Raw genomic sequence first — 26,317 nt, forward strand, 5'->3', positions numbered from 1 at the left:
TGTGACCCGTGAGACTGGTGGGGCCGCGCTTGCGCGGGCGGCGCCACCGAGCGCCAGCGAGGGGGCTCCGCCCCGTGCGCCGTCAAGCCGACCTACCGGGTCCCGCAGTCAAGGACACCGAAGGTGCCGCGCAGCGGGCGCCGCAGGCGATCCTTGACGGCGGGAGCAGGTCGGCTACGCGCGCGGCCCCACCCATCGCAACCACCGGCAGCACCCCGAAGGAGCAGGTCGGCTACGCGCGCGGCCCCACCCCGGGTGACCACCCGGACCAACCCCGAAGACCGAGACCCTCAGGTCATCCCACCGTCGAAGGCCAGCACCGACCCGGTGATCATCCGCGCGTCCGGGGAGGCGAGGTAGACGATCGCCGAGCCCAGCTCGGCCGGCGTGATCGCCGCTCCCGGGAGCATCGCCATCAGCCGGTCGGTGGCGCGGGCGTCGAGGTCGGCGGGGAAGCGGCTGGCGACCTCGTCGACCAGCGGCGTGGCCACCGTGCCGGGGCAGATCGCGTTGACCCGGATCCCGTCGGCGGCGAGCTCGAGGGCCAGTGACTTGGTCAGCATCGTCAGTCCGCCCTTGGCCGCGGAGTAGGCAGCGGTGTACGGCTGGGCCTTGTTGCCGGCGACCGAGGAGACGTTGACGACGGCGCCCCGACTGGCTCTCAGGTAGGGCAGAGCCGCCTGGATCAGCATGAACGGACCCTTCAGGTCCACCGCGTGCACCCGGTCCCACTCGGCGTCGCTGATGTCGGCGAACCGCCCGAACTGCACGATGCCGGCCACGTTGGCCAGCACGTCGATGCGGCCGTGGGCCGCGACGCAGGTGGCGATGGCGGCGTCGACGGCCTCGCGCTGCCCGACGTTGCACTCGACGTACGTCACGCCGTCCGGGACGCTCGCGGCGACGTCGAGGCCGAGGACCACGTCGCCGAGGTCGCGGAAGAGCTCGGCGGTGGCGAAGCCGATGCCCGAGGCCGCTCCGGTGACGACGACGACGCGGGGGGTTGCTGAGTCACTCATGGGCGGAAGGTAGCAGCGAACTAGAACGGGTTCTAGTGGCATGGAGGCCGCGCCGGTCTATGGTCGGGGGATGGCGCTCCACATCGTCGCCAATCGGCCGGACCCGGCCCTGGTCGGCCTGCCGTGGTCGCTCCCGCTCGAGGAGTGGGGCGACGAGCACGTCGTGCCGCTGCCGCGCGGGCTCTCGCGCCACGTCGTGCGCATCGTGCGCCTCGGCGAGCGGACCTACGCCGTCAAGGAGACCGTCGAGGACGTCGCCTTCCGCGAGTACCGGTTGCTGCGCGACCTCCAGCGCCTCGGCCTCCCGTCCGTGGTGCCGCAGGGCGTGGTGACCGGTCGCAGCGACGCCGCCGGCGAGCCGCTGCCCAGTGCGCTGCTGACCCAGCACCTGCGCTTCTCGCTGCCCTACCGCAGCCTCTTCGCGCACGGCCTGCAGGCCGAGAACCTGCCGTCCCTGATCGACGCCGTGGTCGTGCTGCTCGTCCGCCTGCACCTGGCCGACTTCTTCTGGGGCGACGTGTCGCTGTCCAACGTGCTGTTCCGTCGCGACGCCGGAGGCTTCGCCGCCTACCTCGTCGACGCCGAGACCGGTGAGCTGCAGCCCAGCCTGTCGGACGCGATGCGCGAGCACGACCTCACCGTGGCGACGGAGAACATCTTCGCCGAGCTGCTCGACCTGCAGGCCAGCGAGTCCCTGGCCGGCGACGTGGCCGCCCACGCGGTCGTGGAGCTGCTCGAGGAGCGCTACCGCACCCTGTGGACCGAGCTCACCGACGCCGAGGAGTTCGGGTCCGACGAGATGTGGCGCATCGAGCAGCGCATCGAACGCCTCAACGACCTCGGGTTCGACGTCGACGAGCTCGACATCGTCACCGACATCGGGGGCGAGCAGGTGCGGATCCAGCCCAAGGTCGTCGAGCTCGGCCACCACCGTCGCGAGCTGCAGTCCCTCACCGGGCTCCATGTCGAGGATGCGCAGGCCCGGCGGCTGCTGAACGACCTCGCGTCGTACACCGCGCACTTCGACCTCGGACGCGAGGACCGCGCGCTCGTGGCCAACCGCTGGCTGACCGGCGTCTACGAGCCGATCATCGCGCTGGTGCCGCCCGAGGCACGCGGCAAGCTCGAGCCCGCCGAGATCTTCCACGAGGTGCTGGTGCACCGGTGGTTCCTCTCCGAGCGTGCCGGCGCCGAGGTCGACATCTTCGAGACCGCCCGAGACTACGTCCAGCAGATCCTCTTGCGGCGTCCCGACGAGGTGGTCGCGACGCCGCCCGAGGAGTGAGGCGTCAAGGCTTGCACACGCGGCAGCTGGTGAGTCCGCTGCGTCCACCGCCGGGTTGGAGGTCGCTGCGGTGAGCGATCAGGGCGCAGTCGCGGCGGTGCAGGGTCGTACCGTCCCCGGCGGTGACGGGCAGGGCTTGGACGTCGGCGGCGGGTTCGTGCGTCGCGGCGGCACGTGAGGTCACGTCGGCGAGCACCAGGAGGGTGTCGGCGAGACGTCCGGAGGCCTGCTGGTTGTCGTAGGCGATCCGGGCGAGCCACGCGCCGAAGTAGAGGAACCCACCGAGGAAGGTGACGCCGAGGCCGAGGAACCCACCGGAGACCTGGTAGGCCTCGCGCTCGAAGTCGTAGATCGAGTTCGCCACGCCGTAGTAGCCCAGCAGGATGATCACGATGCCCAGGGGCATCATGATCGCGCCGGCCCAGAACAGGACCGTCTGCAGGAGCTGGGCGTTGTTGCCCTTGATCGGCGAGACCCCTGACCCGCGAGATCCGGAGGCCCCTGCCCGGGGGAGGTTGGTCGTGCCGGCTCCCATCCGGCTTCCGGACGCGCGCTCTGGCTGGGCGGTGGGTGCAGTCATGTCAGTCGTCATGTCGGGTCGCCTTTCAGGTGGTCTTGCGCAGGTCGGGGACACCGGAGGTGAGGCCGTGGGGACAGGACGCAGCGCCGCCGAGGGCCGCAAGTCCGAGACGGCGCATGTAGGTGCCGAACAGGGACGCGAGCCCGATCCCGATGAGGATCAGCAGCATCGGGATCGAGAACAGCGCCGGCAGCCCGGGCTGCTGGGAGGCGGCCACCGGGACCGTCCCGGCGTCGGTCGAGGGTGCGCCGGTGTCGCCGGTCGGGGCGTCGGACACGGGCGGCGCGCTGTCTCCCCCGGTCGAGGACGAGCTCGTGCCGCCGGTGCCACCGGACGGGGCGCTGTCGGTGGCGGGTTCCTCGATCGGGGTCTCGGGCACCTCGACCTCGGGGATGTCGATGGCCTGCGACGTGTCGACGGTGCTGGCCGCGTTGCCGAGGGTGAACACGATGCGCGGCGAGAGGTTCGCGGCCGCGCCCAGGAGGTCCTTGAGCGGGCCCGCCTCGTCGGGGATCTGACCGGCCAGGGTGTTGAGCAGGTCGAAGACCGGGGAGAGCTGAGTCTTCAACGCGGTGAGGTCGAAGTCGATGACCAGGCCATGGACGACGGCCTCGGCCGCGTCGTCGGTCGTGGTGAGCTGCGGCTTGGGGACCGAGATCTTCAGCCCGATCATCTCCAGCGCCTTGGCTGCGTCGTCGGGCAGACCCGGGATGCTCCCCTTCTGGCCGACCGCTTCGTAGCCGTCGGCCCCGAAGCGGAACCGCTGCCCGAACGCGACGAGGTCGCCGTAGGTCGACTCTCCGGTCGCGGTCCCCTTCTTGCCGTCGCTGGAGGTCTGGGCCAGGGTCTTGATGCCCTCGATGGTCACCAGACCGCCGAGCAGGCTGATGTTGCCCACGTTGGCGCGCGACTGCGACGACGCGATGTCGCCGGCGCTGGACTTGCTGATCGAGGAGAACCCGCCGACGTCGAGAAGCAGCGCCAGCTCGGGCGGCAGCGGCGAGGACGGCTCGGGCGCCGCGGCGGTGCGCTGGGAGCCTCGCTTCGCCGGCCCGCTGGACTTCTTCGAGGTGCCCGAGCCCAGCACGCTGTCGAGTCCCGAGGCCAGGCCCGAGCCCAGCTGGGAGAGCGGGAGCCCCGGCAGGTCGGGAAGTCCCGGCAGGTCCGGGATCGGCAGTCCGGGGATCGGGGAGTCGTCTCCGTCACCGTTGCCGTTGCCGTTGTCGTCTTCGTCCTTGACCTTGCCGTCGGTGGAGAACCCGTTGCTGGCCACGACCTTGTCCTCGCCGGCCTCGGCGCGCTGCACCATCCCTGGCAACGGCTCGTCGACGGCGGACTCCGGGCCGCCGGGGAAGACCGCGTTGACCTGCACCGGGTAGCCCTGCTCGGAGAGCGGTCCGACCAGCTCGGGCGGAAGACCGAGGTTCTCCAGGATCGTCTTGAAGCCCTCACCGATCGGGTCACCGGGCCAGAGGTACGACGCTCGCGCGCGGCCGCTGGTCGAGTCGGCCACGATCGCGGAGTACCCCAGCGACAGCTCGGCCTGCGGCGTCGCGGGCAACGGGATCGTGGGCTCGTAGATCTCGATCTTGACCGGGGCGCCCTTGGCCGTCGAGGCGTACCCGGCGAAGCCCGGCTCTGCCTTCTGGGAGACCGCCTGGGAGGCCGTCTGCGCGACGGGCACCGCGCCGGCGGGCTGGGCAGCCTGGCTCGGGCCCGCCCCGAGCGGGAGGACGGCGGCGAGGACGGCGGCGGCCGCCAACGGCAACGAGATCCTCGTGAACCTGGACCTGGTGGTCCTGGTGGTCATGGTGCTCATGCTGCTCCTCCGAGGATGACGTCGGACATGGTTTCGAGGACTTCGTCGGGCTCACCGGTCGCGACGACACGACCGCCCGACATGACGGCTGCGTAGTCGGAGACGCGCAGCGCGGTGCGGGCGAACTGCTCGATGCACAGGATCGAGACGCCGGACTCGGCGATCTGCTGGACGGTGTCGTAGAGCTCGTCGACGATCAGGGGCGCCAGACCCATCGACAGCTCGTCGAGCAGGAGCAGCGCCGGGTCGGAGGCGAGCGCCCGCGACATCGCGAGCATCTGCTGCTCGCCGCCCGACATGGTGCCGGCGTACTGCTTGCGCCGCTCGGCCAGGCGCGGGAAGTAGGCGTAGGCCGTCTCGAGGACCGCCTCGGCCGAGACCCCGGCGTACGACATCAGGGCGAGGTTCTCCTCGACGGTGAGGTTGGGGAAGACCGAGCGCCCTTCGGGCACGGTGCACAGGCCGAGGCGGGCGAGCTCCTCGGGGCCCGCACCGCGGACGTTGACCCCGCCGAGGTGGACGTCGCCGCCGGTGGACTCCTTCTGCCCGCTGATCACCTTGACCAGCGTCGACTTCCCGGCACCGTTGGGGCCGAGCAGCGCCATCACGGCACCCCGGGGGATCGACAGGTTCACCCCACGCAGCACCTCAATCCGCCCGTAGGCGGCGGTGACGTCGACCAGCTCGAGGATCGGGACGCTCATGACGTGGCTCCTTCGCTCACCGGGACGGCGGGGATCACCAGGGTCTGCTCGGTGTCCGACCCGCCAGGCTCACCGGCGGCGTGCTCGGGCTCGTCGTCGGAGTAGCCGAGGTAGGCCTGCTGGACCCGCTTGTCGGCGCGGATGGCGGCCGGCTCGCCCACCGCGATCACCTCACCGAAGTCGAGGACCCGGATCGTGTCGCACACGCCCATCACGAGGTCCATGTCGTGCTCGACCATGAGGATGCCGCGGCCCTCGGCGGCGAGGTCGCGCAGCAGGTCGCCGAATGCGTCGGTCTCGGTCTCGTCCAGGCCCGAGGACGGTTCGTCGAGCAGGAGCAGCCGGGGGTCACCGGCCAGGCAGCGAGCCAGCTCGAGCAGCCGGGCGGTGCCGGTCGGGATCGAGTCGGCCCGCTCGTCGGCGTAGGCCCGGATCCCGACGCGCTCCAGCAGCCCGTCGATGTCGGACTTCGCGGGCTTCAGCACCCCGACCAGGCCGCGGTGGATGTCGAGCGCGACCCGGACGTTCTCGCGCACCGTCAGGGAGCCGAACGCCTCGAGGCGTTGGAACGTGCGCCCCATCCCCCGCTTGGAACGACGGTGCACCGGCACCGAGGTCACGGTCCTGCCGTTGAAGCGGACCTTGCCCTTGGTCGGGCGCTGCAGGCCGCTGATCACGTTGAAGCACGTCGTCTTGCCCGCGCCGTTGGGCCCGATCAGGCCGGTGACCCGGCCCGCCTCGGCCTCGAACGTCGCGTGGTTGACCGCCGTCACCCCACCGAACTGGACGACCACGTCGTCGACCTCGAGCAGCGACATCACTGGCCCTCCTTCGTGCGATCGGTTCCTGGCACACTGCCGGCTCCCACGGCGACCGGTGTCGGCTCGCCGTAGCCGTCGTCGAAGAGCTCGCCGCCGGAGACCTCCCTGGTGGGTGTCTTGGTGCGGGTGAACGCCGCCGTCGACGGGAGCTGGGGGAGGTTGAGATCGATCCGGTTCAGCACCCTGGTCTGCAGGAGGCGGCCGAGGCGGAACAGCAGGTTGGCCAGTCCGTTGGGGTCGCGCCCGGCGAAGACCGCACCGAAGCCGATGATCAAGAACACGATGCCGCCCGCGATCGGGTTCGAGCCCGACAGCACCGGCAGCAGCATCAGCCCGATGCCACCCAGCGTGGCACCGGTCACCGAGGTCACCCCGAAGACCACCGCGAGCAGCAGCAGCGGCAACGAGTTGAAGTACTGGAAGTCCGCGGCGCCGATCGTGCCGCGCAGTCCGGCGAAGAGCGCCCCGGCCAGGCCCGCCACGCCGGCCGAGAGACCGAACAGCCCGACCCGCGCCCAGCGCAGGTCCAGACCCAAGGTCCCGCACGCGGCCGGGCTGTCGCGCATCGCCACGAGCAACCGGCCCAGCACCCCGCGGCGCAGCAACAGGATCCCGATCGCGACCAGGACGAAGAAGACCCCCATCACCATCACGTAGGCCTGGGTCGTCTCGACGGTGTTGCCGAAGAACGACAACCGCTGGGCCTCCAAGGCGCCACCGAACCCGAAGGCCCGCTCGTTCTGGAAGACGACCTTGTCCATCAGCACCCCGAACGCCAACGTCGACAGCGCGAGGTAGAGCCCGGTCAGCCGCAGCACCGGCAGCGCGACCAGGGCGCCGACGGCCACCGCGATCAGCGCCGACATGAGCAGCCCGTACAGGTTGGGCGAGTCGAGCTTGGCGTAGGCCAGCGCCCCCACCCCGGCGAAGGTCAGCTGCGCCAGCGACACGTGCCCGCCGTACCCGGTCAGCAGCACCAGCGACAACATCACCATCGCGTACGTCGCAGCGGTGCCGACCAGCAACAGGTTGGCCTCCGACATCGGCGAGACGACCGCGAGCAGCACGACGAGGAAGACCCCACCCGTCACCACCATCCGCGGCACCGAGGGCACCGGGGCCGACACGATGCCCTTGACCTGCCCGATCCGCAGCTGCGCCTGCGGCAGCAGCACCAGCGCAGCGAACAGGAACAGCGGCGGGATGACGGGACGGATGTCTGCGAAGACGCTGTCGGTGGAGATGTAGCCCAACGCCATCGAGTCCGCGATGCCCAACGCCATCGCGCCCACGAACGTCAACGGCAGGTTCTTCAACCGCCCGACCATGGCCGCGGCGTACGCATTGATCACCAGCAGCGTCAGCTGGTAGTAGTCCAGCCCCACGGCCGGGACCAGCAGGATCCCACCCAGAGCGGCCAGCGAGATCCCGATCGCCCACGACAACCCGGCGACGGTGTCGGGCTTCCCGCCGTAGAGCTTCAACAGCTCGGGGTTGTCGACCGAGGCCCGCATCGCCGTCCCGATCCGGGTGCGCGTCAGCAGCAGGTACAGCCCGACCGCGACCGCGATCGAGGCACCCACCGTGATCATCTGCTGCGCCGTCACCACCGTCTCACCGATCGTGATCGACTTGTCGTTGCCCAGCTCGTCGGCGAACAACGGCGGCACGAAGCGCGGCTCCGGTTTCCAGATCGCCTGCGCAGCACCGATCAACCCCACGAACAAGCCCACCGTCACCACCAGGGAGACGCTCACCGGCGCCTCGCCCAGGCCGCGCGCGATGAAGCGCTGCACCAACAGCCCGGTCAACGGCGCGACCAGACCCAGCACCAGGATCAGCGACAACCACACCGGCAGGCCCTGCTTCTGGGAGAAGTCCCAGAAGATGAACGACATCACCATGCCGAACGCGCCGTGTGCGATGTTGAAGACCCGCGTGGTCGTGTAGGTCAGCACCAGGCCGCTCGCCGCGATGGCGTAGGCGGCACCGGTGAAGATGCCCGGGATCAGGTAGGCGATGAAGGTGTCCATGTCAGGCTCCGACTCCGGTGTTGACGAGGGTGTCGCAGAGGTAGTCGCCCTTCGACACCTGCTTCCAGGTGCCGCCGGTGTAGCGAATGATCTTCTGGCACTTGCCGGTGGTCTTGCCGCCGACGTCCTGCGGTGAGTGCAGACCGTTGCTGGTCCAGTCCTTCACCTTGCCCAGCGCCTGGACCATCGAGGCCCGGTCGAGGTCGCCGCCCAGCTGGGTGGCCTGCTCCAGGAAGAGCCGGGTGGCCGACCAGGCGTAGAGGCCGTAGAAGTTGGGGTCCGCGCCCGGGTTCGTCTGCTCGAGCCACGCCCGGTAGAGCGCCATCTCCTTGTTGCCCGAGTCGGTGAACAGCCCGACGTTGGAGTAGGCGTAGGCGCCCTCGGCCAGCTCGCCGGCCTGCTCGACGTACTTCTGGTCGTAGATCGTGGAGTCCTGCAGGTAGACGTCCGGGGTGAACCCCTGCTGCTTCATCGCCTGCTGCACCTTGATGGTGTTCTGGTAGGGGCCCAGGTAGTAGACGATCTCGATCCCGCGGTCCTTCATCTGCTGGACGTAGGGCGCGAAGTTGAACTCCGCCACGTCGATCGCCTGGAAGTAGGGGATCGACCACCCGACGGACTCCCAGCCCTTCTTGAAGGAGGCTGCGTTGACCGGGGCGGCGCCGGCGTTGATGTAGAGCAGTGCGACCTTCTTGGTCTGCGCCGAGAACTGGTCCAGGAAGTACGTCGGCATCGCCCTCGGGATCTGCCCGGGGTTGACCGACTGAGCGCTGAAGCAGGTCGAGCACTTCACCCGCTCCGGGTTCACCGTCGTGGAGCGCACGTCGGGCAGGCCGCACTCCTGAGCCGTCTTGGCGCCGCCCGAGTCGAACGCGGACATCGAGCCGACGGCGGCGAAGGTCTCGGCACAGGCCCGGGCGTAGGCCTGCTGGTCGGCACCTGCGTCCGCGCGGCTGTCGAGCTCGAGGAGCTTGATGTCGTGGCCGCAGAGCTTCTGGGTGGCGTTGAAGTAGGCGACGTAGGCGCGCGAGCCCTGGCGGGCGGACTCGAAGATCCCGGGGACCGGCCCCGAGACGTCGGAGGCGTTCGCCAGGGTGATCGTCGAGGACGTCACGCCCGGCTGGTCGTTGTCGAAGCCGTCGCAGGACGCGGCCTCGGAGCCGCCGCCCGCGTCGCCCGTCGCCGGCGCCGCCGGCTCGTCGGGGGTCTCGCCGGGTGCGTCGTCCGACGTGGCGGGGGTCGCCGACGTACCGGCGTCCGTCGGTGCCGGGCCGCCGTCCCCGCCGGTGGTGTCCGTCGGCCCGAGGAGGTCCTCCGCCACGTCGGCGTTCTCGTCCGTGCCCACCGATGCCTCGAGCGCGGTCTCGCTCGAGCCCGAGGTGATGCTCAGCACCCCGGTGCTCCCGTTCGCGGCGGCGACGTCGGCAGCGTCCAGCTGCGAGCCACAGGCGGCCAGCAGCAGGGCGCTGCCCGTCGCCAGCGCGGCGGCTGCCGCGCGGCGTCGGGAGGGGGTGGTGGTCATCGGGGGACTTCCGTCGGGGTGGCGGTTACTTGGAGGAGGACAGTCCGTTGCAGGCGTACTTCGTGCCGCCGACGGGCTTCCACTGGCCGCCGGTGAGCTGGATGAAGCGCCAGCACTCGCCGGTGCCCTTGCTGCCGACGGGCTGCGGCGCGTGCATCCCGTTGCCGGTCCAGTCGTTGACCTTCTTGACCTCGGCGAGCAGCGAGGCGCGACTGAGCTTGCCGCCGAGCTTGGTGGCGAGGTCGGTGAAGAGACGGCCCGCCGACCAGCTGAAGACGCCGAAGAAGAGGGGGTTCGCACTCGGCTTGACCTGCTTGAGGGACCCGACGTAGGTCGCCATCTCGGGGTTGTTGGCGGCCTCCTCGAACGGGACGAAGTTGGTGAAGACCGTGGTGCCCTCCACGGCGCTGCCGCCCTGCTGGACGAACGTCGGGTTGTAGTCGGTGGGGTCGCGCAGGTAGAGCTTCGGCTTGTAGCCCTGCTGCGCCATCGCCTGGCGCAGTCGCACGGAGTAGGTGGAGTCGGAGGTGAAGAAGACGACGTCGATGTCGTTGTCCTTCATCTGCTGCACGTACGTCGAGTAGTTGAACTCGGCGATGTCGATGCCCTGCACGACCGGGAACTTCAGGCCGCGCTTCTCCATGGCCGAGACCTGCGCCTTGGCGTTCTGCGCCGCGGCTCCCGCGTTGGTGTAGAAGTAGGCCGCCTTCTGCGCCGAGGCCGAGCCGACCTGCTGCTTGACGAAGTCCGGCACGGCGTTCTCGAAGAAGTTCGTGTTGACCGCCTGGACGCCGAAGCACGTCGTGCAGGCGTTGCGCTCGAAGGTGACCGAGCCGCCGCGCAGGTCGGGCAGCCCGCAGCTCTGCGCGGTCTTGGCCCCACCGAGGTCGAAGGCCGAGACGGACCCGACCATCGCGAAGACGTCGGTGCATCCCGCGGCGTACGCCTGCTGGTCGGCTGCGGCGTCGGTGCGGCTGTCGTAGGTCTTGAGCACCAGCGAGCGACCGCAGATGCCGTCGGGGTTGGCCTTGTTGTAGTAGGTGACGTAGGCCTTCATCGCGTCCTGCGCCGTCTCGAACAGGCCGGGGACCGGTCCGGAGATGTCGGAGGAGTTGCCGATCGTGATCGTGGAGTCGGTGATGCCGGGACCGTTCTTGAACCCGTCGCACGAGCCCGCCGCTCCGGAGCCGCCGCCGGAGTCGCCGGTGTCGCCGCCGCCGGTGTCACCGCCGCCGGAGTCGCCGGTGTCGCCGCCCCCGGTGTCACCGCCGCCGGTGTCGGCTCCACCCGTGTCGCTGCCGGTGTCGACGCTGCCGCCGGTGTCACCGCCACCGGAGGTGTCCCCACCCGAGGTGTCACCGAGGCCGAGACCCGAGTCGTCGAGCCCGGTGTCACCCTCGGACGCCGCGGAACCGTCGACCGCGACGCCGTTCTGGACGGTGGTCCCGCCACTTCCGGCCCGCACCTCGTTGGGGTCGAGGTTCGACCCGCACGCGGCGAGGACGAGGGCGAGCACGATGGCCACCGAGGTGGTCAGCAGGGCGCGCTGGGAGCAGGGGCGGGTCACGGTGCCTCCGGAGGGAGCATGCGAAAACTAGAACAGGTACTAGTTCAACGATGCTCGACTCTAAAGGTGACGCGGGTCACGGCACCAGTTTCTGGGCAAAACTGGTACACCCCGAGGGAGACGACGCCCCGAGCCGTCGGCTCAGGCTCAGTGGGCGCGGGCCTCCGCGAGGGCGAAGAGCGTCACGGAGGCGGCCACCCCCGCGTTGAGCGACTCCAGGGAGCTCGCCATCGGGATCGAGACCAGGTGGTCGCAGGTCTCCGAGACCAGCCGGGACAGTCCCCCGCCCTCGGCTCCCACGACGACGACGAGAGGCCCCCGCGCCAGGTCGGCGTCGGCGACGACGTCGGTCAGTGACAGGTCACCGTCGGCGGCCAGGCCGAGGACCATGCAGCCCTCCTCCTGGTAGGCCTTGAGCTGGCGCACCAGGTTGACCGTCTGGGCGACGGGGATCCGCGCGGCCGCGCCGGCGCTGGTCTTCCACGCCGAGGCCGTCATCCCGGCAGCACGTCGCTCGGGGATGACGACCCCGTGCGCCCCGAACCCGGAGGCGCTGCGCACGATCGCGCCGAGGTTGCGGGGGTCGGTGATCGAGTCGAGGACGACGATCAGCGGCTTCTCGGCATTCTGCTTGGCCAGGTCGAGCAGGTCGTCGGGGTGGGCATAGTCGTACGGCGGGATCCGCGCCGCCAGCCCCTGGTGGACCGCCCCGGAGGTCATCTTGTCCAGCTCGTTCTTGGTGACCTCGAGCAGGCTCAGGCCCTTGTCCTGGGCGAGCTTGAACGCCTCACGCAGCCGGCTGTCGCGGTCGGCACCCTCGGCGACGTACACCGAGGTGATCGGGACCCCCTCGCGCAGCGCCTCGACGACAGAGTTGCGACCGGCGATCCACTCGGAGTCGGTGCCCTTGCGGCGCGGCTTGGCCGCCGCCGCCTTCTTGCGCGCCGCCTGGTCGGCCTTGTGCGCCTGGTGGTAGGGCCGGTCCTTGGCCTTGGGGGTCGGCCCCTTCCCCTCGAGCCCGCGCTTGACCCGACCTCCGGACCCGGCGGTCGGCTTCTTGGCGCTCTTGCGGATCGAGCCCTTGCGTTGCGAGTTGCCGGACACGTCAGTGCTCCTTGCTGAGGGACCACTTCGGGCCGGTCGGGGTGTCCTCGACCTCGATCCCGGCGGCCTTGATCTGGTCGCGGATGACGTCCGCGCGCGCATAGTCCTTGGCAGCGCGTGCCTCGGCGCGCTGCTCGAGCAGCCCGGCGACGAGGGCGTCGACGACGCTCGTCAGCGCGTCGTCGTCACCGGCGCTCCCCCACGCGGGATCGGCCGGGTCCAGACCCAGCACCGCCAGCATGGAGCGCACCGAGGCGGCGGTGCCACGCAGGGCCGGGCTGTCGCCGGCCTCGAGCAGCTTGTTGCCCTCGCGGGCCACGTCGAAGATCGCCGCGACCGCGGCGGGGGTGCCGAGGTCGTCGTCGAGGGCGGTCACGAACTCGGCGCACGGCATGCCCACCTCGGGGACCTCGCCGAGGACGCCGGCAGCTCGCTCCAAGAAGTTCTCCAGTCGCTGGTAGCCGACCGCGGCCTCCTCGAGCGCCTCGAAGCTGAACTCGACGCTCGAGCGGTAGTGGGCGGCCACCATGTAGAAGCGCAGCTCGACGCCGCGCACCCGCTCGAGGACCTTGGGCACGAGCAGCGAGTTGCCCAGCGACTTGCTCATCTTCTCGCCGGCGGTGGTGATCCAGGCGTTGTGCATCCAGTACGACGCGAACGGCTGACCGGCCGCGCGGGACTGCGCCTGCTCGTTCTCGTGGTGCGGGAAGCGCAGGTCGACGCCGCCACCGTGGATGTCGAAGGCCGCTCCGAGGTACTTGCGCGCCATCGCCGAGCACTCGATGTGCCAGCCGGGACGCCCGGGACCGTAGGGGCTGGGCCACGCGGCCGACTCCGGCTCGGTCTCCTTCTTGTGGCCCTTCCACAGCGCGAAGTCGCGGGGGTCCCGCTTCCCCCTCGGGTCCGCGTCACCGGCGGACTCCATGTCGTCGACCGCCTGCCGCGTCAGCTCGCCGTACGACGGCCAGGAGCGGACGTCGAAGTAGACGTCACCGCTGCCGTCCTCGGCGGCGTAGGCGTGCCCGCGGGAGATCAGTGTCTCGATCAGCTCGAGCATCTCGGGCACGTGGCCGGTGGCTCCGGGCTCGTAGGTGGGGGGCAGCACGTTGATGCTCGCCAGCGCCTCGGTGAGCTTGGCGTGCATCTCGTAGGCCAGGTTGAACCACGGCCGACCCTGCTCGGCCGACTTGGCCAGGATCTTGTCGTCGATGTCGGTGACGTTGCGGATCAGGGTGACGTCGTAGCCGGAGTGCACGAGCCAGCGCCGCAGCACGTCGAAGTTGACCGCCGAGCGCACGTGACCGACGTGGGGCTCGGACTGGACCGTCAGGCCACACACGTAGATCCCCGCCTTCCCCTCCTCGAGGGGGACGAAGTCGCGCACCTCGCGCGTCGCGGTGTCGTAGAGCCGGAAAGTCACCCGCCGAGTCTAGAGGCGGCCGGGCTGTAGGGCCGAGTCGACGCAGCACGACCAGATGGTGCCGGTGAGCAAGCACGGGACAGATGGGGCGGATGTGACGTACCGTCGGTGGGTGCGCCCTTCCCCCGCGCGCCGGCTGCGGCCAGCGCTCCTCAGCCTGCTCCTGACCTGCTGTTACGTTGCTGCGGTGACGTCGGCCGACCTCGCGAGCGCCGCGGCAGCGCCCGGTGTGGTCAGCGCGAAGCGGGCCGACACCCAGCAGATCCACTACCACCAGCTCGACTCGGGCGCCGAGCTGCGCACCGGCTCCGGCAAGGGCACCCGCGTCGCGCGCGGACGGCTGCGCATCGACACCCCCACGGCCACCCGCAAGCTCGGCGGCACCCGCTACGAGCAGTCGACGTGGAACTCACCCTGGGTCGAGCCGGGCTTCTCCTTCACCGAGCTGATCGCGTCGTGGTCGGCGGTGACACCGGGCAACAGCTTCGTCGAGATCCGGGTGCGCGGGCGCAACGCCGAGGGCCGACGCTCGAGCTGGGACCTGATGGCGCGCTGGGCCAAGAGCGACAAGTTCCTGAAGCGCACCACCAAGGCCGGCCAGGCCGACGACCTGGCCGCCGTCAACGTCGACACCTGGCGCGCCCCCGCCGGGATGACGTCGTACCAGCTGCGGGTGACGCTCGCGCGCAAGGCCGGAACCAACCGCAACCCCGGCATCGACACGATCGGAGCCGTCGTCTCCCGCCTGCCGGACACCGCACCCGCCACGTCCAGGCCCGGACCGGGACGCGGGATCGTCCTCGACGTCCCGCGCTACTCCCAGATGATCCACGAGGGCGACTACCCCCAGTGGAACGGCGGCGGCCAGGCCTGGTGCTCACCCACGTCGACCTCGATGGTCCTGGGCTACTACGACTCCCTGCCCGGCCCCCAGGCCTACTCGTGGGTGCCCGACGGGCACACCGACCCGTGGGTCGACTACGCGGCTCGGATGACGTTCGACTACGACTACGACGGCGCGGGCAACTGGCCGTTCAACACCGCCTACGCCGCCCCCCGGGTCGGCCACGGCTTCGTCACCCGGCTGCGGTCGCTGCGCGAGGCCGAGCAGTTCATCAAGGCCGGGATCCCCCTGGTCGCCTCGATCTCGTTCGGCGACGGCCAGCTGACCGGCGCCCCCATCGGCGGTACGGCGGGCCACCTGCTGGTGATCTCCGGGTTCACCGAGGACGGCGACGTGGTCGTCAACGACCCGGCCGGGCGCACCAGCTCCGCCGTACGACGTACCTACGACCGCGGGCAGCTCGAGCGCGCCTGGCTCAACGGCTCGGGCGGCGTCGTCTACGTGATCCACGACTCCGCGCACCCGTTGCCGGCGTCCAAGCACGGCAACTGGTGAGCTCTTACCGCTGCTAGACCCCGTAGCCGCCGTCCACGTCCAGCTTCTGGCCGCTGACGAACCCGGCGCGGTCGCTGGCGAGGAAGCAGACCGCCTCCGCGACGTCGCCGGCCGAGCCGAAGCGGCGCAGCGGGATGTTGGCGCGGGTGATCTCGAGGTCGCCGTCCGACAGGTCGCCGGAGGCCATCAGCCGCTCGGCCATCCCATCGGCGAGCATCCCCGGCCCTACAGCGTTGACGCGGACCCCGAAGCGGCCCTCCTCGGCAGCGAGCGCGCGGATCATCGCCTCGACCGCCGCCTTGGGCGCGGACGAGAGTCCGTCGCGCACCGGGTAGCGGGCGGTGGCAGCGGTCGTGACGGCCACGATCGATCCGGCGGCCTCGCGCAGGTGGGGCAGGGCGGCGTGGGCGACGGCGAAGAACGCAGCCGCGTCCGCGGCCAGCTGGGCCGCCATCGCGACCGGGTCCACCCGCGACAGGTGGACCATCGGCACGTGCGGCCCGGCGGCGTGGACGAGCGTGTGCACTCCCCCGCCCTCGGCGGCGACCGCCGCCACGACTCCGGGCACCGAGCCGAGGTCGTCGAGGTCCAGCCGGTAGGAGGCACGCGCCTGCGTCGGCGGCGTACGGCGGTAGGTCACCGCCACCCGGGCCCCGCGGGCCGCCAGCAGCGAGGCGATCGGTGCGCCCAGGCCACCGTTGCCGCCGACGACGAGGGCCACGCCGTCGCGGTCGGCGAAGTCGCGCGAGAGGTCCTGGTCGTCGGTGGCCACGAGCGGATCGTGCCACGCCGCCGCTGCGACGTGGCCGTCGGCAGCACGCAGCCCCAGGGCGGCAGGGTCGTCGCCTGGGAACGGGCTCGGCCCGTCGGCGGGACGACGTCGACCGCCGCGGTCGCGTCGACCGCCTACGGCAGGGTCGTGTGCCTGAGCCCGGTCCATGCACCGGGCTGGGGCACACGACTCGCCCCGATCCGGCTCGGGCGCCACCCCGGCTGCGCCAGCCCGCCAGGGTCGTGTGCCTGAGACCGGTCCATGCACCGTGGTGAGGCACACGACCCGATGCCGCGGGGAGGAGGAGGAGCGTCTCGCCAAGCGCCCCAGCTCGGCCACGTCCGCAACTCGGCATGGTCGGGCTGATCGCTCTGAGGCGTTGGCCGGAGAATCATGAACGCGCCGATGCCGGGCGACCCACGACGACCGCGTAGCGAAGCCTCTCATCGAGGCTGCCCCGCCTGCGTCCGCCGTGGGCCGTGGGCTCAGACGACGTCGACGTAGATCTCGTGCCACCCGGTCGCGCCGTCGGGCAGGACGTCGGCGTAGGCGCCGGTCTGCACCTCGCCGTCCTTGTTGATCGCCCGCACGCGGACCCGGTGGCTGCCCCGGTCCAGGGAGACCGAGGTGCGCCACTGCGTCCAGGAGTCGTCGGTGACCTCGCCGGCCAGCTCGGTGGGCTGCCAGGCGCCGCCGTCGACGGCGATCTCGACGCCCTTGATGCCGGTGTGCTGGTGCCAGGCGGAGCCGGCGACGACGACGTCCCCGGACTCGACGGATGCGCCGTCGCGCGGGACGTCGATGCGCGAGGCCATCTTGACCGGACCGAGCTCACCCCAGCCTCGCTGCGTCCAGAACGCGTCGACGGCGTCGAAGCGGGTCAGCTCCATGTCGACGACCCACTTCGTCGCCGAGACGTAGCCGTAGAGGCCCGGGACGATGGCGCGCACGGGGAAGCCGTGCTCGACCGGGAGCGGCTCACCGTTCATGTAGAGCGCGAGCATCGCGTTGCGGCCGTCCATCACCGTCTCGACGGGCGTGGCGCAGTTCCACCCGTCGTCGGAGGTCTGCAGGATGGCGTCGGCTCCCTCCTGGATGCCTGCCTCCTCGAGGATCGGGGCCAGCGCGACACCGCTCCACCAGGCGTTGCCGACCAGCTCGCCGCCGATCGGGTTGGACACGCAGTTGAGCGTGACCCAGTCCTCCAGCAGCTCGCGCTGGACGAGGTCGTCGTAGGTCAGGGTGACCTCCTGGTCGACCATGCCGTGGATCCGCAGCGTCCACTCCTGCGGGGTGATCATCGGCTTCGAGAAGGCCGTGTCGATCAGGTAGAAGTCGTTGGCCGGCGTCATCCACGGGGCTACCCCGTCGACGCCCACGGCCACGTCGGCCGGCACCTGCGGAGCGGTCACGGCCAAGCGCAGCGGACTCGCCTTCGTGGCGTCGGTCGCGGCGAGGTTGCGGCGCGCCTCCTCGACGGCACGTCGCGAGCCGCCACGGATGTTGCCGGCGATGCCGGCCACCGCGGCCACACCGACGACCGCGGCGGCCATGGTGAGGAAGCTCCGGCGGCTGCGGACGTAGGGCTGGGAGAAGCGCTGCTGGTCGGTGATCGCCTCGAGGCTCCTGAGCCGCTCCGCCAGGAGGGACAGCGCCACGATCATCACCGCGAAGCCGACCGCGACCGGCGTCACGTCGGTCACCTTCGCACCGTTGGCGCTCATCGTCGCGACGACCCCGATCAGGGCGATCACGCCGAAGCCCACCACCGGGCGCCACCACGCACCGCGCGCGAGCCGGCCGATCAGGGCGAAGGACAGGAGGAGGATCAGGTAGATGCCGGCGACGAGGAGCGGCTTGTCGGCCGCGCCGAGGTCGCGGTTGTTGGCTGCGGCGTCCGGAGCCAGCTGGACGACCAGCTCGGCGACCGCGCTGACCGGGGTCAGCCGGAGGTTCATCACGGCCGAGACGAGGTAGCCCGTGGCGAGGCCGGCGAGGCCGGCCGCGACACCGATCGCGGACCACCACGGAGCAGACTTCTTCATGCGGCCATTGTTGCTCGGGCATGATGCCCGGATGGCCCCCTCAGATATTACGGTCGGCGAACCAATGCTGCCGCGCACCGGCATCGGCACCGACGTGCACCGCCTGGTCGCCGGGGTCCCGCTCCACCTGGCCGGCCTGTCCTGGCCTGACGAGCCGTTCGGGCTCGAGGGTCACTCGGATGCCGACGTGGCGGCGCACGCGGCGTGCGACGCCCTCTTCGCCGCGGCCGGGATCGGGGACCTGGGCTCGCACTTCGGCACCTCCGAGCCGGAGTGGGCCGGCGCCTCGGGCAGCACCCTGCTCGCCGAGAGCGCGCGCCGGGTCCGCGAGGCCGGCTTCTCGATCGGCAACGTCGCCGTGCAGGTGATCGGCAACCGTCCCCGCCTGGGACCGCGCCGCGCGGAGGCCGAGGCCGCCCTGTCTGCCGCGGTCGGGGCGCCGGTGAGCGTGAGCGCCACGACCACCGACGGCCTCGGGCTCACCGGCCGGGGCGAGGGCGTCGCGGCGATCGCGACGGCCCTGGTCGTCGTACGGCGGGACTGAGCCCGGCAAGGCGTCAGGCCGCGACGACCTTGCGCTGCCCGACGTACACGACGCCCTCGACGACCTTGACGTCGTAGGCCGGGATCGAGACGTGCGGGTCGTCAAGACACCGACCCGTGCGCAGGTCGAAGGCGTGCTTGTGGGCGGGCGAGGCCACGAACGGCACCCCGGCGCGCACCCCGACGATGCCTCGCGCGATCCGCGACGCCTTCGCGAACGGGTCGTGGTTGCCCAGGGCGTAGACCGCGTCGGCCTGTCCTCGGAAGATCGCCAGCGCCTGCCCGTGGACCAGGGCGGTGACCCCGCGCTCGACCTCGAGCTCGGCCATCTTGCACACGGCTTGCCACTCGTCGGGGGACGAGGGGCGCCGGACCATGGGTGGAAAGGTAGAGAAGGGCGGCGCACATCGACGTTTCACTGTGTTACGGCTGTGAAAACGAAATCTCGCGGGCCCGGGCTGAGATGATCGGCAGGTGACCGCTGCTCTCGTCGTGCTCGCCGCCGGATCCGGCACCCGCGTCGGCGCCGGGGTCAACAAGGTGCTGCTCCCGCTGGCCGGCGAGAGCGTCGTGGCTCGCTCCGTGCGGGTGGCCCTCGCCGTGGCGGAGGTCAGCAGGGTCGTCCTCGTGGTGCGCTCCGGCGACGAGAGCGACGTCAGCACGGTTCTGGAGCCCCTGCTCGGCGACCGGGAGGTCGTGCTGGTCGTCGGGGGCGCCGATCGGCACGCCTCGGAGTGGGCGGCGTTGCAGGTGCTCGCGCCGGACATCGAGTCGGGAGAGGTCGACGTCGTGGCGATCCACGACGCGGCTCGACCGCTCGCGCCGGTCGGCCTGTACGACGCCGTGCTCGCGGCCGCTCGGCGGCACGGCGGCGCGATCCCGGTCACCCCCGTCGCCGGGCTCCTCGGGCCGGCCGGCGCCGTGACCGGGGCGGCCGGGGTACAGACCCCACAGGCGTTCGAGGCCACCGCGTTGCTGAGCGCCTACACGCGCGCCGCGCGGGACGGCTTCTCCGGCACCGACACCGCGTCCTGCCTGGAGGCGTACGGCGACCCGACCGGGCCGGGCGTCTCGGGCGAGGTGTCGATCGCGGCTGTGCCCGGCAGCGCGAGGAACCTCAAGGTGACCTACCCGGAGGACGTCGCCCTGGCCGAGGCCCTGCTCAGCCCTCGCTGACCGCAGTCAGCGCCTCGAGGACCGCGACGTCGTCGGCGGAGTCGACCCGCCGGGCCTCCGGCGGGGCCTCGCGCAGCCGCACGGGGTAGCGGTCGCGCAGCATGGCCGCCAGGGCGGCGAGATCCGCCAGGTCGTCCGGTCCGAGGTCCAGTCCCGCCACCACCGCCGGGGGAAGCACGATCGGCGAGCAGACCCGGACCAGGTCGTCGCGGTCCAGGGTGGCACCGACGAAGCCGTCGACGACCTGCTTGACGGTGTCGCTCACCGGGCGCACGCCGATGACGACGTGCTGGTGCTCCACCGCGTCGATGAGGCACTCGGCCAGGAAGGACGGCGGCGTCATCGGGCACAGGACGTCGTGCAGGACGACGGGTTCCCCCGAGTCGACAAGGCCCGCCCACTGGGTGCCGAGGTCGACCGGCGTGATGCCGGACTCCCCGAGGGACCAGGCGGCGGCAGCCACGAGGGCCTCGCCGTGGATCAGGGCGAACGGCAGCGAGCCCCGGTCGTCGACGAGCACGATGCCCAGCGCGTCGGGCACGTCGTACTCCATCGGCATGGGGCCACCGTAGTGCCGAGCGCGACGAAGGGCCCCGGCGCGGTGCCGGGGCCCTTCGGTGACGACGGGTGCTGCTGGTGAGCGCTCGGCTCAGGAGGCGAGGACCTCGTCGAGAATGGTCTCGGCCTTGTCCTCGTTGGTGTGCTCGGCCAAGGCGAGCTCGGAGACCAGGATCTGGCGAGCCTTCGCCAGCATCCGCTTCTCGCCGGCCGACAGCCCGCGGTCCCGCTCGCGACGCCACAGGTCGCGCACGACCTCGGCCACCTTCATCACGTCTCCGCTGTGCAGCTTCTCGAGGTTGGCCTTGTAGCGCCGCGACCAGTTGGTCGGCTCCTCGACGTGCTCGGCACGCAGGACGTCGAAGACCCGGTCGAGCCCCTCTTTGTCCACAACGTCTCGGACGCCCACGAGATCGAGGTTGCACGCGGGGACCCGGACGACCAGGTCCTGCTGTGCGACGATCCGCAGGACGAGGTACTCCCGATCTTCTCCCTTGATCGTGCGGATCTCGATGTCCTCGATGATCGCGGCCCCGTGATTGGGATAAACAACCGTTTCGCCGACGGTGAAAGTCATGTGTGATGGACCCTTTCCTAGGCCACCATCTTAGCACGCCCCGGGGGATGTGCAGTTGGCGTTTCCGCAGGTCAGAGGCCCAATCGAGGCTTGACAGACAGAAAAAGATGTGGTGCGAGGGGGTGTCGCGGGCCGCCGGGAGGCCCGCGCGACGCTCCGTTGGAGGGGTGAGGTGCGCCACAGCTCACCCGGTGAGGTGATACTGGCCCGCATGGCGAAAGTGCACCTCTGGAAGCGTCGACGCCCCGCCGCCGACGCCCCCGACACCCCCGACTCCCCGCAGCCGGAGGGCGCGGCACTGAGCACGCTGACGCAGGCGGATCGGCCCGAGGAGGCAGACCCGGGCGGAGACGTCGACGGGACCGGCCGACGGCCCTGGCGACGGCGCCTGCTCGACTCCACACCCGTGACGCTGCTCGTCGCCGCCCATCCCCGCCAGGGGGTGGTGACGGCACTGGTGATCGCGGCCGCGGCCCTGGTCGCGGGACGACCGGCGCGCGAGGCCGGGATCGTGCTGCTGACCGTCCTGGTGGGCCAGGCGATCCTCGGCTGGCACAACGACCTCGTCGACCGCGACCGAGACGCCGGCCACCGGACCCCGAACAAGCCGATCGCCGACGGACGACTGGACGCCGGCACCGCCTGGTATGCCCTGGTCGTGGCCCTGCTGCTCGTGATCCCGCTGTCGATCTCGACCGGGGTCACCGCAGGGGTCCTCTACCTCGGCTCGCTGGTCATCGGCATCCTCGGCAACGTCGCCCTGCGCCGCGGGCGGCTCTCGCCAGTGCCGTGGGCGGCGTCGTTCGCCCTGTACCCCTGCTACCTGTCGTACGGCGGGTTCGGCGGCAGCGCGGAGGGCGACCCGCCCCAGGTGGCGATGGTCGTCGCGGCCGCCCTGCTCGGCGTCGGTGTCCACTTCCTGCGCGCGATCTGGGGTCTCGTCGAGGACGACCAGGACGGGTGGACCTACCTCCCCCTCGTCCTCGGGCGACGCCTCGGCGCCACGCGGCTGCTCGTCGTGTCCACGACCTACACCGGCGCGGTGGTGGCGGCGCTGGTCGTGATCGGATCGACGGTCGGGCTGCGGCAGTGACGTCGTCGCGGGTCCACTAGGCTGGGTCCCGTTCCAGACCCGGAGCTGCCGCTCCTCGACCTGCGAAGGCACAGACACATGCTCCACGGGCTCTCCCGACGCTCCACCGCGATCGCTGCCGGCGCACTTCTGCTGACCAGCGCCCTGTCGTCCTGCGGCTTCGAATACGCCACCGACCGGGTCAACACGATCAGCTCCGGCATCAACGACCGCGAGGGCGAGGTCGACGTCCTCGGCGCCGTGATCATCTCCGGCGCGCCCGACACCGGGGTCTTCGCCGCATCGCTGTCTAACAACGACTACGACGAGCCGGCGGCCCTGACCGGGCTCGGCGGCGAGGTCGCGGCGGCCGGAGACTTCGAGGCCGTGTCCCTGGGACGCGCCGGGTTCCAGAACCTCTTCGAGGACGGTGGCATCCCCGTCACCGGGATCATCGCCCTGGGCGACTTCGTCAGCGTCAACCTCAGCTTCGACAGCGGTCAGACGACCACCGTCACCGTGCCCGTCGTGCGCCCCTGCTACGAGTACGACCCGGCCAAGTTCCCCGCGATGGACCTGCCCACCGCTCCCGACGCCGGCGCCCTCGAGGACACCGCCGAGACCGAAGGCGCCGAGGAGCCGACCGAGGCCGAGGTCGAGGAGGAGATCGTCGACGGGGCCGAGGAGTCCGAGGACGACCACAGCGAGTCCGAGGCGACCGACCCCTACTCCTGCACCCCGATCGAGCCCGTCCCGCACCACGGTGGTGAGGAGGAGTGAGTCACACCCTCATCCTGCTCCGCCACGGGCAGAGCGAGTGGAACGCCAAGAACCTCTTCACCGGCTGGGTCGACGTCGACCTCACCGACCAGGGCCGCGCCGAGGCCGTCCGGGGCGGCGAGCAGATCAAGGCTGCGGGCCTCGCCCCCGATATCGTGCACACGTCCTTGCAGCGCCGCGCCATCACCACGGCCGCGCTCGCCCTCGACGCCGCCGACCGGCACTGGATCCCGGTGCGCCGCTCCTGGCACCTCAACGAGCGCCACTACGGCGCCCTGCAGGGCAAGGACAAGGCCCAGGTGCGTGACGAGTACGGCGAGGAGCAGTTCATGCTCTGGCGCCGTTCCTTCGACATCCCGCCGCCGCCCCTGGCCGACGACGACCCCTACTCCCAGGTCGGCCAGCCGCAGTACGCCGACCTCGGGGACGCGATGCCGCGCTCGGAGTGCCTCAAGGACGTCATCGAGCGGCTGCTGCCCTACTGGGAGAGCGACGTCGTGGCCGACCTGAAGGCCGGGCACACTGTGCTCGTCGCGGCCCACGGCAACAGCCTGCGTGCGATCGTCAAGCACCTCGACGGCATCAGCGACGAGGACATCGCCGGGCTCAACATCCCGACCGGGATGCCCCTGGTCTACGAGCTGGACGACGACCTCGGCCCGATCACCCCGGGCGGCATCTACCTCGACCCCGAGGCTGCGGCCACGGCCGCAGCGGCGGTGGCCAACCAGGGTCGCTGACCGCTCGAGGCACGAGAGCAGGCAGCGGCATCGGTCGTCGAGCAGCGACCGCGGGCACGACGGAGCGGGTCGAAACGCGATGAGCCGACCGGCGAGCGCCGCAGCGCCTATGCCCCCACGCTGGCTGGGTTCTCGCCGGTGACCACGAAGACGACGCGGTTGGCGACCGAGACGGCGTGGTCGGCGATCCGCTCGTAGTAGCGGCCGAGCAGCGCGATGTCGACGGCGGCCTCGACGCCGTGGTTCCAGTCGTCGGAGAGCAGCTCGGTGAAGTTGGTCCGGCGCAGCTGGTCCATCTCGTCGTCGTCCTCACGCAAGGTGGAGGCGTCCTCGAGGTCGCGGTTCAAGATGATCTTGGCGACCCGGCTGACCATGTCCTCGGCGACGTGGGCCATCCGGCTGACGGTCGGACGGATCTCCTCGGGGACCGCGACGTCCGGCACCCGCAGGCGCGCGATCTTGGCGACGTGGACCGAGAGGTCGCCCATCCGCTCCAGCTCGGTGACCATCCGCAGGGCGGCGACCACGGTGCGGAGGTCGCCGGCGACGGGCTGCTGCAGCGACAGCAGGTCGAAGGCGGCCTCCTCGACGGCCTCGCGGGCCAGGTCGATGTGGACGTCGGCGCTGATGACGCGCTCGGCGACGCCGGCGTCGCCGGTCATCAGGGCCTCGGTGGCTTGGCCGACGGCGGCCTCCACCAACCGGCAGATGCCTGCCAGGTCGACGAAGATCCGGTCGAGCTGCTCATGAAACTGTTCGCGCATGCCCCGACTCTAAGGGGACGAGAAGATCGTGAGCCGCGAAAGCGTGAACGCAGAGTGAACAGGCCATGGTCACAGGCGCGTGGGCGAACTCAGGGTGACGAGCATCGTACGATCCGGGGGTGGATCCGACGATGCAGGCGTTTGTGGCCGCGCTCCTCGGGGCCGTGGTCGCCGGAGGGGCTGTCCTCGCCTGGCACCTCAGCGACCGCCAGCAGCACTGGCAGCCGCAGGTCGAGGAGCCCGTCGTACCCGCCTCGGTGGCTGCCGTGCTCTCGGTCCTGCGCAGCAGCGCGGTGATCGTCGACGACTCCGACGTCGTCCTCAAGGCCTCCGCGCCCGCCTACGCCATGGCGCTGGTGCGCGGCACGTCGCTGGTCTCCGACGAGCTCGCCTCCCTGGTCTCCGAGGTGCGCCGCGACGGCCAGATCCGCGAGACCGAGCTCGTGATGCCCCGCAAGAACGCGCCCTCGCGCCACGTCACCGTGCGTGTGGCGCCGCTGGGCTCCCGCCTGGTGCTCGCCCTGGTCGAGGACCGCACCCGCGAGCGGCGCGTCGAGCACGTACGGCGCGACTTCGTCGCCAACGTCAGCCACGAGCTCAAGACGCCCGTCGGGGCGATCCGGCTCCTGGCCGACGCCGTGCGTGACGCTGCCGACGACCCCGAGGCGGTGGCGCGCTTCTCCGACCGGATGCTCACCGAGAGCGACCGGCTGACCCGCCTCGTGCAGCAGGTCATCGAGCTCTCCCGGCTCCAGGGCGACGAGCCCATCGAGTCACCGCTGCCGATCCCGCTCGACCACGTCATCTCCCTCGCCGTCGACACCAGCGCGATCGACGCGGCCGCCAAGGGAATCTCGGTCGTCTCGGGCGGCGAGACCGACCTCAAGCTGCTCGGCAACGAGGAGCAGATCACCACCGCGGTGGCCAACCTGGTCGCCAACGCCGTGCACTACTCCGACTCCGACTCGACCGTCCTGGTGACCACCAAGGGCGTCGAGGGATTCGTCGAGATCAGCGTCGTCGACCAGGGCATCGGCATCCCCTCGGTCGAGATCGACCGGATCTTCGAGCGGTTCTACCGCGTCGACCCGGCGCGCCACCGCTCCACCGGCGGCACCGGCCTGGGCCTGTCGATCGTCAAGCACGTCGCGGCGACGCACGGTGGCGACGTACGCGTGTGGTCGGTCGAGGGCCAGGGCTCCACCTTCACCCTCACGCTCCCCCGCTCCGGCAGCCGCGCCGCCGCCACGCCGGACCCGGGCCAGGAGCCGCCCGCCGAGACTTCACTTCCATCGAGCGAGACACACACCGTGTCTGCGGATTACCAGGAGGAAACACCGTGACGCGGGTACTCGTCGTCGAGGACGAAGAGAGCTACAGCGAGGCCTTGGCCTACATGCTGCGCAAGGAGGGCTTCGAGGTCGCGATCGCGGCCGACGGCAACACGGCCCTGACCGAGTTCGATCGCAACGGAGCCGACATCGTGCTCCTGGACCTGATGCTCCCGGGGATCCCCGGCACCGAGGTCTGCCGCACGATCCGACAGACGTCCAACGTGCCGGTGATCATGGTCAGCGCCAAGGACGACGAGGTGGACAAGGTGGTCGGCCTCGAGCTCGGCGCCGACGACTACGTCACCAAGCCCTACTCACCGCGCGAGCTCGTCGCCAGGATCCGCGCCGTCCTGCGTCGCGGCCAGGACCCCGACCTGCTGCCCGACACCCTCGAGGCCGGCCCGGTCCGGATGGACGTCGAGCGCCACGTCGTGACCGTCGACGGTCACGAGCAGCGGCTCCCGCTCAAGGAGTTCGAGCTGCTCGAGATGTTCCTGCGCAACCCGGGCCGGGTGCTGACCCGCGGCCAGCTGATCGACCGGGTCTGGGGCTCCGACTACGTCGGCGACACCAAGACCCTCGACGTCCACGTCAAGCGGCTGCGCGCCAAGCTCGAGCCGGACCCGGGCGAGCCGAAGTACCTCGTGACCGTGCGCGGGCTCGGGTACAAGCTGGATCTCTAG

Annotated in this window: 25 protein-coding genes; 9 read left to right on the forward strand and 16 right to left on the reverse strand. The window is 71.0% G+C overall.

All coding sequences use genetic code 11. From position 1 onward, the window contains the following. Positions 1–290: 290 nt before the first annotated feature. On the reverse strand, positions 291–1,019 hold the full coding sequence (locus Q1K33_RS11575) for an SDR family NAD(P)-dependent oxidoreductase (RefSeq protein ID WP_300404040.1): 729 nt from the start codon (positions 1,017–1,019) through the stop codon (positions 291–293). A gap of 70 nt (positions 1,020–1,089) precedes the next feature. Between Q1K33_RS11575 and Q1K33_RS11580 the strand changes: the two genes are divergently transcribed. Beyond that, positions 1,090–2,304, forward strand: a complete 1,215-nt coding sequence (locus Q1K33_RS11580; protein ID WP_300404042.1) for a DUF4032 domain-containing protein — start codon at positions 1,090–1,092, stop codon at positions 2,302–2,304. A gap of 4 nt (positions 2,305–2,308) precedes the next feature. On the opposite strand, the gene Q1K33_RS11585 is transcribed toward Q1K33_RS11580, so the two are convergent. From Q1K33_RS11585 to cysS, 9 genes are all read right to left on the reverse strand, one after another. Continuing rightward, the gene (locus Q1K33_RS11585) at positions 2,309–2,896 is read right to left on the reverse strand and encodes a hypothetical protein (protein ID WP_300404044.1); all 588 of its coding nucleotides are present in this window, start codon (positions 2,894–2,896) and stop codon (positions 2,309–2,311) included. Between the two features lie 13 nt (positions 2,897–2,909). After that, positions 2,910–4,694, reverse strand: coding sequence for a choice-of-anchor P family protein (locus tag Q1K33_RS11590; RefSeq protein WP_300404046.1), 1,785 nt, complete (start codon positions 4,692–4,694; stop codon positions 2,910–2,912). Between the two features lie 5 nt (positions 4,695–4,699). Continuing rightward, the gene (locus Q1K33_RS11595; RefSeq protein WP_300404048.1) at positions 4,700–5,407 is read right to left on the reverse strand and encodes an ABC transporter ATP-binding protein; all 708 of its coding nucleotides are present in this window, start codon (positions 5,405–5,407) and stop codon (positions 4,700–4,702) included. Further along, positions 5,404–6,225 (reverse strand): ABC transporter ATP-binding protein, encoded by an 822-nt coding sequence (locus Q1K33_RS11600; RefSeq protein WP_300404050.1) that lies wholly within the window; start codon positions 6,223–6,225, stop codon positions 5,404–5,406. Before Q1K33_RS11600 ends, Q1K33_RS11595 begins: the two co-directional genes overlap by 4 nt. After that, positions 6,225–8,261, reverse strand: a complete 2,037-nt coding sequence (locus tag Q1K33_RS11605; protein WP_300404052.1) for an ABC transporter permease — start codon at positions 8,259–8,261, stop codon at positions 6,225–6,227. The genes Q1K33_RS11600 and Q1K33_RS11605 overlap by 1 nt, the downstream gene beginning before the upstream one ends. Before the next feature lies 1 nt (position 8,262). After that, positions 8,263–9,783 (reverse strand): ABC transporter substrate-binding protein, encoded by a 1,521-nt coding sequence (locus Q1K33_RS11610; protein WP_300404054.1) that lies wholly within the window; start codon positions 9,781–9,783, stop codon positions 8,263–8,265. Between the two features lie 25 nt (positions 9,784–9,808). After that, on the reverse strand, positions 9,809–11,350 hold the full coding sequence (locus Q1K33_RS11615) for an ABC transporter substrate-binding protein (protein WP_300404056.1): 1,542 nt from the start codon (positions 11,348–11,350) through the stop codon (positions 9,809–9,811). Between the two features lie 147 nt (positions 11,351–11,497). Then, a complete protein-coding gene (gene rlmB, locus Q1K33_RS11620; RefSeq protein ID WP_300404058.1) occupies positions 11,498–12,454 on the reverse strand; it encodes a 23S rRNA (guanosine(2251)-2'-O)-methyltransferase RlmB in 957 nt (318 codons plus the stop codon). A gap of 1 nt (position 12,455) precedes the next feature. Then, the gene (cysS, locus tag Q1K33_RS11625; protein WP_300404060.1) at positions 12,456–13,874 is read right to left on the reverse strand and encodes a cysteine--tRNA ligase; all 1,419 of its coding nucleotides are present in this window, start codon (positions 13,872–13,874) and stop codon (positions 12,456–12,458) included. A 187-nt stretch (positions 13,875–14,061) separates the two neighbouring features. Here cysS and Q1K33_RS11630 point away from each other — a divergent pair, with 187 nt between their 5' ends. Then, positions 14,062–15,273 carry a C39 family peptidase gene (locus Q1K33_RS11630; protein WP_300404062.1) on the forward strand — a complete coding sequence of 404 codons (1,212 nt, stop codon included), beginning with the start codon at positions 14,062–14,064 and terminating at the stop codon, positions 15,271–15,273. Positions 15,274–15,286: 13 nt separating this feature from the next. On the opposite strand, the gene Q1K33_RS11635 is transcribed toward Q1K33_RS11630, so the two are convergent. After that, positions 15,287–16,045 (reverse strand): SDR family oxidoreductase, encoded by a 759-nt coding sequence (locus tag Q1K33_RS11635; RefSeq protein ID WP_300404064.1) that lies wholly within the window; start codon positions 16,043–16,045, stop codon positions 15,287–15,289. A 485-nt stretch (positions 16,046–16,530) separates the two neighbouring features. Then, on the reverse strand, positions 16,531–18,090 hold the full coding sequence (locus tag Q1K33_RS11640) for a molybdopterin-dependent oxidoreductase (RefSeq protein ID WP_300404066.1): 1,560 nt from the start codon (positions 18,088–18,090) through the stop codon (positions 16,531–16,533). Between the two features lie 64 nt (positions 18,091–18,154). On the opposite strand from Q1K33_RS11640, the gene ispF reads away from it, so the two are divergent. Beyond that, positions 18,155–18,634 carry a 2-C-methyl-D-erythritol 2,4-cyclodiphosphate synthase gene (gene ispF / locus Q1K33_RS11645; protein ID WP_300404068.1) on the forward strand — a complete coding sequence of 160 codons (480 nt, stop codon included), beginning with the start codon at positions 18,155–18,157 and terminating at the stop codon, positions 18,632–18,634. Positions 18,635–18,647: 13 nt separating this feature from the next. Here ispF and nirD read toward each other — a convergent pair whose 3' ends face one another. Further along, positions 18,648–19,010: a nitrite reductase small subunit NirD gene (gene nirD, locus Q1K33_RS11650; RefSeq protein WP_300404070.1), complete on the reverse strand. Its 363-nt coding sequence runs from the start codon at positions 19,008–19,010 to the stop codon at positions 18,648–18,650. A gap of 97 nt (positions 19,011–19,107) precedes the next feature. Here nirD and Q1K33_RS11655 point away from each other — a divergent pair, with 97 nt between their 5' ends. Then, entirely contained in the window at positions 19,108–19,809 is a 702-nt protein-coding gene (locus Q1K33_RS11655; protein ID WP_300404072.1) for a 2-C-methyl-D-erythritol 4-phosphate cytidylyltransferase, read from the forward strand. Here the strand turns inward: Q1K33_RS11655 and Q1K33_RS11660 are convergent. Together Q1K33_RS11660 and Q1K33_RS11665 are read right to left on the reverse strand one after the other, a co-directional pair. Continuing rightward, entirely contained in the window at positions 19,796–20,368 is a 573-nt protein-coding gene (locus tag Q1K33_RS11660; RefSeq protein WP_300404074.1) for a 2-C-methyl-D-erythritol 4-phosphate cytidylyltransferase, read from the reverse strand. The two genes, Q1K33_RS11655 and Q1K33_RS11660, sit on opposite strands and share 14 nt — an antisense overlap. Positions 20,369–20,458: 90 nt before the next feature. Then, positions 20,459–20,944, reverse strand: a complete 486-nt coding sequence (locus Q1K33_RS11665; RefSeq protein WP_300404076.1) for a CarD family transcriptional regulator — start codon at positions 20,942–20,944, stop codon at positions 20,459–20,461. A gap of 211 nt (positions 20,945–21,155) precedes the next feature. Here Q1K33_RS11665 and Q1K33_RS11670 point away from each other — a divergent pair, with 211 nt between their 5' ends. The 3 genes from Q1K33_RS11670 (at position 21,156) to Q1K33_RS11680 (ending at position 23,536) form a co-directional block, all read left to right on the forward strand. Next, positions 21,156–22,037, forward strand: a complete 882-nt coding sequence (locus Q1K33_RS11670; RefSeq protein WP_300404078.1) for a UbiA family prenyltransferase — start codon at positions 21,156–21,158, stop codon at positions 22,035–22,037. Positions 22,038–22,115: 78 nt separating this feature from the next. Beyond that, a complete protein-coding gene (locus tag Q1K33_RS11675) occupies positions 22,116–22,796 on the forward strand; it encodes a hypothetical protein (protein WP_300404080.1) in 681 nt (226 codons plus the stop codon). Then, entirely contained in the window at positions 22,793–23,536 is a 744-nt protein-coding gene (locus tag Q1K33_RS11680) for a phosphoglyceromutase (RefSeq protein ID WP_300404082.1), read from the forward strand. The genes Q1K33_RS11675 and Q1K33_RS11680 overlap by 4 nt, the downstream gene beginning before the upstream one ends. A 107-nt stretch (positions 23,537–23,643) precedes the next feature. On the opposite strand, the gene phoU is transcribed toward Q1K33_RS11680, so the two are convergent. Continuing rightward, entirely contained in the window at positions 23,644–24,300 is a 657-nt protein-coding gene (gene phoU, locus Q1K33_RS11685) for a phosphate signaling complex protein PhoU (protein WP_300404084.1), read from the reverse strand. Positions 24,301–24,419: 119 nt separating this feature from the next. Here phoU and Q1K33_RS11690 point away from each other — a divergent pair, with 119 nt between their 5' ends. Beyond that, positions 24,420–25,643: an ATP-binding protein gene (locus tag Q1K33_RS11690; RefSeq protein WP_300404086.1), complete on the forward strand. Its 1,224-nt coding sequence runs from the start codon at positions 24,420–24,422 to the stop codon at positions 25,641–25,643. Continuing rightward, a complete protein-coding gene (locus Q1K33_RS11695; protein ID WP_140008313.1) occupies positions 25,640–26,317 on the forward strand; it encodes a response regulator transcription factor in 678 nt (225 codons plus the stop codon). Before Q1K33_RS11690 ends, Q1K33_RS11695 begins: the two co-directional genes overlap by 4 nt.

Source organism: Nocardioides sp. (genome assembly GCF_029937575.1).
Classification (GTDB): Bacteria; Actinomycetota; Actinomycetes; order Propionibacteriales; family Nocardioidaceae; genus Nocardioides.